This is a genomic window from Virgibacillus sp. M23 (genome assembly GCF_034190895.1).
Classification (GTDB): Bacteria; Bacillota; Bacilli; order Bacillales; family Amphibacillaceae; genus Virgibacillus; species Virgibacillus salarius.
In genome coordinates, this window is record NZ_JAWDHA010000098.1 from 1 (window position 1) to 9,021 (window position 9,021).

2 protein-coding genes are annotated in these 9,021 nt (G+C 36.2%); both read right to left on the bottom strand.

The window, feature by feature from the left end; genetic code table 11:
• Positions 1–4,050: amino acid adenylation domain-containing protein (locus RVS70_RS20885; RefSeq protein WP_321134689.1), on the bottom strand; the 4,050-nt coding region annotated here is incomplete at its 3' end.
• Positions 4,051–4,128: 78 nt separating this feature from the next.
• The gene (locus RVS70_RS20890; RefSeq protein ID WP_321134691.1) at positions 4,129–8,925 is read right to left on the bottom strand and encodes a non-ribosomal peptide synthetase; all 4,797 of its coding nucleotides are present in this window, start codon (positions 8,923–8,925) and stop codon (positions 4,129–4,131) included.
• Between the last annotated feature and the right edge of the window lie 96 nt (positions 8,926–9,021).

Sequence of the window (9,021 nt, forward strand, 5' to 3'; positions counted from 1 at the left end):
GGATTTTTGCTCAAAATAGGTCGTTGAATGTTCATCTAACAGAGAATGGAATAACATTCCTTCCTGCATTGGTGTCAATGGGTAAATATCTTGAATGGTTGCAGAATGGTAGTATTTCGTTAGTTCCTCTAGTTCTTCTAACGTCAAACTCTGGTCTGCATAATCTGAGGGTGTTAATTCTGTGGTGGTTTGTTTTTGACAGTGTTCAATGATTTGTAGTAAGTAGCTCTTATATGATGCGGCTACCATCTTCATTGTACTTTCATAATATTTCTTACTATTGTAAGTAAATGTAAACCCTAATTGGCGCTCTATAATTGATCCATTAATGTCTATATCAAATAAATTTTCAGCATTGGGACTGATTGGTTCACCACCAGATAAGTTCGACAACGAAAAGACGTCATTTTTTATTTTTTCATCAAATTGGCCAAGGTAATTAAAGCTTATCTGAGGGGTAGCCTTTCCGTTTACTCGTTTCTCATCCAATAAATACCTACATATTCCATAACCAATTCCTTTATTTGGTATATGTCTTAATGTCTCTTTTATATTTTTTATGGTATAATCCAATGTTTTCTCTTTATCCACTTCCAATAAAACAGGATAGTGTGTGGTGAACCACCCTATCGTTCTAGAAATATTTATATCCCCTTCAAGCATTTCCCTCCCGTGTCCTTCCAAATTAATCATCAACTTGTTTTCCGAGGTCCAATCGTGAATAGCCAACCCTAAAGCAGTCAATAAAATGTCATTAACCTCTGTATTATAGGCTTTATTTGTGTTTTGCAATAATTTCAAGGTTTCTTCTTGACTTAATAAAATTTCAATACAGTTATTATTTTTTAACTTATTGCTTTCTTCACTATAGTTAAAGTCTACCGGTAATAACTTGATATCTGCTTGATCAATTTTAGCCCAGTAATCTAGTTCTTCTTGTAATAAATTCCCTTGCGCTTGCTGCTCAAGATACATACCCCATTCTTGGAAAGAATTAGTCTTTTTCTGGAAGGCTATCTCTTTTTCTTGACTAACTTGATGGTAGCCTTCTGTGAAATCTTCTAACAGAATTCTCCATGAAACTCCGTCTATCACTAAATGGTGAATCACAAAAAGTAAATGGTCCCCTTCATTCGTTTGAAATAATGCTACGTTAACAAGTGGGCCGTTTTCAATATCTAGCCCACGCTGAATCATTTGACTACATACTTCTATTTCTCTCTGATGATCTTCTACAAAACGATAATTAAATACTTGAAAATCGAACAGCTTATCTTCCGTACTCTTTCGAATGATTTGTTTTACGCCGTTCGGATCAAATTGGTATACCATTCGTAGGGCATCATGATGCTTGGTGATTGCCGTTAAAACTTCCCTGACGATATCTTCCTGAAAGCCTTCTTTACGATGAATCATCACCGATTGATTCCAATGATGGCTATCTGTAAAGTTGTGTTCAAAAAACATCTTTTGAATTGGAATTAGCGGTGCTTCTCCAATCACTTCTTCCTGATTTACAGAAGATGCATGGACAGATACCTTCGCAATCAATTTTCTAATCGTGCTAGATTGAAAAATATCTTTAACATCTAGTAGATAATGATGCTTTTGTAATTTTGATATAATTCGAATAGCATTGATAGAATCTCCACCTAATTCGAAGAAATTATCATGGACACCAATTTTTTCTATTCCTAATACATCAGACCATATCCTTACAAATATTTCTTCCGCTTCCGTTTGCGGTGCTACATATTCACTTTCAATATGCAAATTTAGTTCACGTAATGCCTTTCTATCTACTTTTCCATTTCTTGTTAAAGGCATACGCTCTATCTGAAACAGATAGGATGGTATCATGTAATATGGCAGTAGCTCTTCTAAATAATCTCGTATATCTTGCGTGTCAAGCTGACTTCTACCAACATAATAACCGACAAGTGATTTCTGATTTTCTTCATCTTCTTTAACCAATACGACTACTTCGTTAATCTCTGGATGACTAATTAAATTATTTTCAATTTCACCAATTTCAATACGATAACCTCTAATTTTTACTTGATTATCCTTTCTACCATAAAATTCAATAATGCCGTCATTTCGCCAACGGGCAATATCCCCAGTTTTGTACATTCTTTCATTTGATCGAAAAGGAGATTTGACGAATTTTTTAGAAGTTAAGTCCGGTCTATTTAAATAACCACGAGCTACACCTTCACCAGCAATCCATAAATCACCTGATATACCGATTGGTACAGGCTTAAGATCCCCATCTAATATATATACACTCGTATTTTGAATAGGGTATCCGATAGGAAGAGACTTTTCTTTTCTACTTTTTCTTATATATCTATATTCAATGCATCCCACTGTTGCTTCTGTTGGACCATATTCATTAATAATTTCTACCTTTCCATTAAACTTTTGAAAAATACGATCAGCCAATTGATAGGATAATTCTTCACCACCAACCACAAATGCTGTAATACCAATGTGGTCTATATCTAGATCGTTAATTACACTTAAGTGTGCAGGCGTTAATTTCATCATATCTACCTTATCTTCTACTATCTTCGTAAATGCATATGGATCATCGTTATGATAAACGTGAACCTTATTACCTGATAATAAAGGAACGTAGATCGATGTGATGGTTAAATCGAATGAAATGGACGTAAACAATGGAAAGTCTCCAGCACCATTTGTAAGATATTTTTGTTGACAATAGCTTATATAATTAATTAAAGAGTTATGTTCAATCATTACCCCCTTAGGGTTTCCAGTAGTTCCAGATGTATAAATTACATATGCTAAGTTATTCGGAGTAACGGTAATTTCCAAGTTATCTTTACTATTACTATCAAAACTCCACTTAGGCAAATCCATGAAGTCAACAGTTGTATGGATTTCTTCCATCAGATGGTCAGTAGAAATAATAGTTACTGTATTAGAATTCTTCAACATGTATTCTTTTCTACTTTTTGGAAGGGTTATATCTATAGGTAAGTAAGCTCCTCCTGCTTTTAAAACACCTAAAATAGCAATAATTAGCTCAATAGAAGGTGGGAGCATAATTGCAACAATTGATTCGGCTTTTACACCATTGTTTCGTAAAAATCTAGCTAGTTGATTAGCATTTTCATTCAATTCTTGATAGGTTAATGAATTGTTTTTATATTGTACTGCAATGTTAAAAGGATTTTTTTTGACTTGATTTTCAAATAGCTCCGGCACTGTTTTATCTTTTGGAAAATGTGTCTGTGTATGATTAAATCCATAGAGTAACTGATACTCTTCCCTTTCAGATAAAAGAGATATGTCCTGTACACATTGATCTAAATTATTTGCAATACTATTAAGAACTCTAATATATCGTTCTCCGAATAACCTGATAGATTTTTCATCATAAAGCTGTGCATTATAATAAAAGCTTATAGAATATTCTTTGGAGTCTATTTTATTAATACATATAGAGAGTTGGTTTGTATCGGAATTGATTATATAGTCAATAGACTCTTGTCCATGCAAAGCATCCATACTGATACTAATCGGAGTTATATCCATTACACTGATACCGCTTTGCATTTTTTTTAGTAGCATTTCTAGATCCGCATACTGATTGTCATATGCCTGAAATAACCTTTCTTGTGTATCTTTAAGTAGTTGCTTATTAGAAGATTCATTTGCAACACAGTTAACCAGTGGCAACAGCCTATTTTTTATGGATTTACTATCTTTTACTTCTCCTATATATGTTGGAATCCCAATTATGCTTTCTTCATTGCCATTATATTTAAATAATTGAATATTCAGCCCTGTCAGCATAACTAGATACAGCAGTAAATCATTTTCGTTAGTGATACCATTTATTTTGTTGATTAATGCTTTGTCCATTGTAATGGTATGTTCGTTTTTTTGATAGTTGGCTTTTGAAAAATAATCATGTGGAATTGTCCCTGGTTCGATATCCAATAGGTTTAGGCTCTTCCAATATTCATTTGATCTTTCTAATCGTTCATTCACGTGTACAGCATCATCACTTTTTAGCATACAGCTCACATCCTTCCACTTATCCATATTCGAACTAAACAGACGAGTACGAATATGGATAGATCATTTTGTATCTTGCTAAAATGTAAATGTCGTACTTCTCAGTTTTTTTACTTCATTATCTATTTCTTCGATGTTTCTCTTCTCCTCATGATTCAATACATTGATGTGTTCTATTTTACTATTTCCACTATTCAACACCGCTTCAAGGATTACTTTGAAATCTTTGATTGCTCTTTCCATGAATTCTTTTTTAAACAGTGCAATAGAATATTCAAAACTCATTTGAATAGTATTGCTTATCTCTAGGACTTTTAATGATAAATCAAATTTAGAGATCGTGTTGCTTATCGCTTTTTGCTTTATCTGGAGGTGATCCAAGTCAATTCTATCTGTACTAATATCAATATTAGTCATGTCAAACAGCACATCGAACAAAGGATTTCGACCAGGATTTCGTTTTACATCGATTTCTTTTATTAACTCTTCAAGCTGATAGTTCTGATTGTCATAAGCTTGCAATGAGTTTTCTTTCACTTCCTTCAAAAATTCACTAAATGTTTTATGCTTATTTGGTCGATGTCGCATCGCTAACGTATTAACGAACATCCCCATGATATTTTGAAGATCGGCATGTGGCCTTCCGGCAATCGGTACCCCGACAACAATGTCTTCTTGACCACTATATCTCGCTAGTTGAATGGTAAAGGCAGACAATAAAACCATATGCATCGTTACATCTTCTTGTTTCGCTAGTTCCTGTAGCTGTTTCGTTGTTGCTTCGTCTATCGTGAACGAAATGCTATCTCCTTCGAATCGTTGAAACGCTGGACGTTCAAAATCATATGGCAATTGAAGGACTGGCACCTCATCCTGGAATTGTTCCTTCCAATATCGTGCTTGCTTCTTCATTTGTCCAGATTGTAAATAGTGTTGTTCCCATTCCGCATAATCCTTGTATTGAATACGGAGTGGGTCCAATTTGTCGCCATTATAGAGCTTCGCGAATTCCTGAACCAAGATACTCATCGAGACACCATCTGAGATAATATGATGCATATCAATAAGTAGGTAATTAGTTCCTTGGCTTTTCATGATTTCCGCTCGGAATAACGGTGCCTCCTCTAAGGAAAACGGGCGTATAAAATTCTGGACCAGTACCGTCTTATCCGTTTCATCCACTGTCCGTACACGAAGATGGAAATCCAAATGGGACATAATCTTCTGAGCTATCTCGCCTTCTACCATTTTGTAAGAGGTACGTAGTACCTCATGCCTTTCGATTAATTGCCTAAACGTTGCTTCCATACGTTCCCTGTTGACTTCTCCCTCTAATTCAAAAATAGCGGGCATGTTATAAGCCGTACTTTCTTGATCCAATTGCTGTACCGTGTACATCCGTTTTTGCGCAGAAGATGTCTGATAGTATTCCTTTTCTTCACATGGCTCTATCTGTTCATATGGGTTGATCAGCCCTTCCGTTTCAATGTAGTCACTTAACTCTTGAATTGTCGGTCTATTAAAGATTTCTTTTAATGGAACGGAAATCTCTAACGCTTTGTGTATCTCCCCCATAACCATCGTTGCTTTTAACGAATGACCACCTAAATCAAAGAAATTGTCATGGATACCTATCGTATCCACTCCCAGGACATGTTGCCAAATGATTACCAGCTTCTTCTGTGTAGTAGTTTGCGGTGCTTCATATGCATTCGTAATGTACTGCATTTCGGGCTTCGGTAACGCCTTCCGGTTTACCTTTCCATTATGCGTTAATGGAATCGTCTGCAGTTCCATGTAGTATGCAGGAACCATATAATCTGGTAAACCTTCCTTGACATATGTTCTCACTTCTGCTTTATCCACGAAATCCTTCGCCACGATATAAGCACATAGGTATTTTTGATTCATTTCATCTTCTCTTGCCACCACGACAGCTTCCTTAATGGCAGGGTGACTAATCAGTCGACTCTCAATCTCTCCAAGTTCGATTCGATAGCCTCGAACCTTAACTTGGTTGTCCATTCTTCCTAAATACTCCAATTCTCCATTGGGAAGCCACCTCGCTAAATCCCCAGTTCTATATAAGCGTTCCCCCGGTTTAAATGGATGGTCGATAAATCGTTCCTTCGTTAATGCCTCGCGATTAAAGTATCCTCGTGCTACACCATCTCCACCGATACAAAGCTCACCATGCACTCCTATTGGCACTAACTTCCTATTTGAATCCATAAGATACAGCTCGGTGTTTTGAATTGGCTTTCCGATTGTAATACGGTCGGTTGATTCCAGCTTCTTAACAGTTGACCAGATTGTCGTTTCCGTTGGTCCATACATGTTAAATACGGTAAAAGGATATCCCTGCAACTCCTCCCATAATGATTTCGAAAGTTCTTCACCACCTACAAGAAGCGCTTTTATTCCCATTAGTGCGTCCGTAAAGGAATCATTCTCCAGCAACATCTTGACCCGCGTCGGCGTACTCTGCATGACATCAACCTGATGTTTCGTCATTACCTTCGCTAGCTTTTCGCCTTCTCTCGTCTCTTCCTCCTTGGCCATCACAACCGTTAATCCTTGCGTTAGCGGTACAAACGTTTCTAAACCAAAGATATCGAAAGATACCGTGGTTAAACAGAGAATCCGTTCATAGCTTCCTAGATTGGTTTCGTGCATAACACCATAGATGAAGTTAGTCACCTGTTGATGCTCAACCATCACTCCTTTTGGAGTTCCAGTGGAACCAGATGTATAAATTACATACGCCAATTGATGACAGTCGATAGCAAGATCTAGATTTGTGGATGGACCTTGATAGAAATCTTCTACCGTAATATCGATAGCCTGTACAGCTAGAGAAAGTGAACGAGCTTGACCACTTGATGTGACAACTAAGGACACCTTTGCGTCGGATAGAATCGTTTGAATACGATCGGTTGGATGGGTTGGGTCGATTGGTAGATAGGCTCCTCCTGCCTTTAGTATTCCCATGATTCCAATGATCATATCGATGGACCGATCCATGATAAGACCTACAATGGCTTCATTCTGAACCCCTTGTTGTCGTAAAACTCTTGCCAGTTGGTTCGCCTTTTTATTTAATTCCTGATAAGTTAACTTCTGGTCCGCACATACAACCGCAATATGATGAGGATTCTTCTCAGCCTGCTCCTCAAATAATGTATGAAGTGATTTATCTTTCGGATAATCCGCGTTTGTTTGGTTAAACTCCTGCAGGAGCTGATGTTGTTCATATTCCGTTAGAATGTTAATCTCAGATAATATTGTCGTTGGTTGCGTGCAAACTTTAGTTAGAATTTCTTTGTAATGTGATGCCATTCTATCAATAGTTTCTTTTTTAAATAATTTAGTACAATACTCCATGGTATATTTAAGCATCGTTTCATTATCATAGACAGTTAACGTTAAATCGAATTTTGAGATATTACTTTCTACGTGAATAGGCGTTAATACAAAGTCTTCTGAAATAAACTCTGTATCAAATCCTGCATAATTCATACTAAACATGACATCAAAGATTGAATGTCTACTAGTATCTCTGTCCACCTGCACCTTTTTAATTAATTCTTCAAACTGATAACTTTGATTCTCATAGCTTTGAAGCGCATTTTGCTTTACTGCATTTAAGAATTGTTCAAAGCTTATATTTCCAGAAGCCTTATTTCTTAATGCTAACGTATTGACAAACATTCCTATCATGTTCTCTAAATCATCATGTGGTCTTCCTGCTATTGGAGTACCAATGACAATGTCATCCTGTCCACTATACTTAGCTAATAAAAGATGAAATGCAGCTAGTAGAACCATATTCATCGTACTACCTGTATCTTTAGCCATCTTCCGAACAGCTAGAGCTAGCTTTTCATCCATGTAATAAGTTAGGGTTTTCCCTTCAAAACTTTGAATAGGTGGTCTTTCAAAATCGTATGGTAGATTTAATATTGGAATTTCACCATTAAATTGTTCTAGCCAGTACTCCTCTTGCCGCTTCATCTCTATGGAGTCCCAGAATTTATTCTGCCAAACTGCAAAGTCCTTATATTGTAATTTTAGAGAATTCAACCGTTCTCCATTATATAGTGCCATAAATTCATTGATTAATATCTGAAGAGAAATTCCATCACTGATAATATGATGCATATCCGTCAATAAATAATTCTTATTATTACTCACTACTAGCTCTGCTCTAAACAGAGGAGCTTTACTTAAATGAAAGGTTTTCACAAAATCCTTTAATAAGTTGTTTACTACTGTTTCCGCAACAAATCTTCTTTCAAGTTTAAAATTAGCTTTTGGTAGTACTTTTTGAACAATTTCACCTTCGACTGTATCAAAGAAAGTTCGTAATGAATCATGTCTAGATACTAACTGCTGAAGACTCTTTTGTATTTTTTCCGGGTCGATACTACCTTCTATTTCACAAATCAATGGCATGTTGTACAACGTGCCTGTTTCATATTGTTGTAGCATATACATCCTTTTTTGGGCAGAAGAGGTTTCATAAAAATCACTTTCCTCATATGGTTCGATTAATTCATATACACTTCTATTCCCATTTCCAATGTATGTACTAAGAAGATTAATGGTAGGACTCTCCAAAAACTCTCGTAATGATATTTCTACTTTAAACTGTTTATGAATTTTACTAATTAAAGCTGTCGCTTTTAATGAGTGTCCACCTAAATCAAAAAAGTTATCATGGATTCCGACTTTGTCTATGCCTAATACCTCTGACCAAATTGCTGCGAGAGTTCGTTCTGTACTGGTTCGTGGGGCTACATAATCATTCGTGACAAGATGCTGTTCAGCTGGTTCTGGTAACACATATTTATTCAGTTTCCCATTCCTCGTCAATGGCATCTTCTCTACTTGGACGAAATAAGTTGGAATCATATAATGCGGTAGTCCTTCCTTCATTCCATCTCGAATAGAAGCGATGTCGAGCTCCTG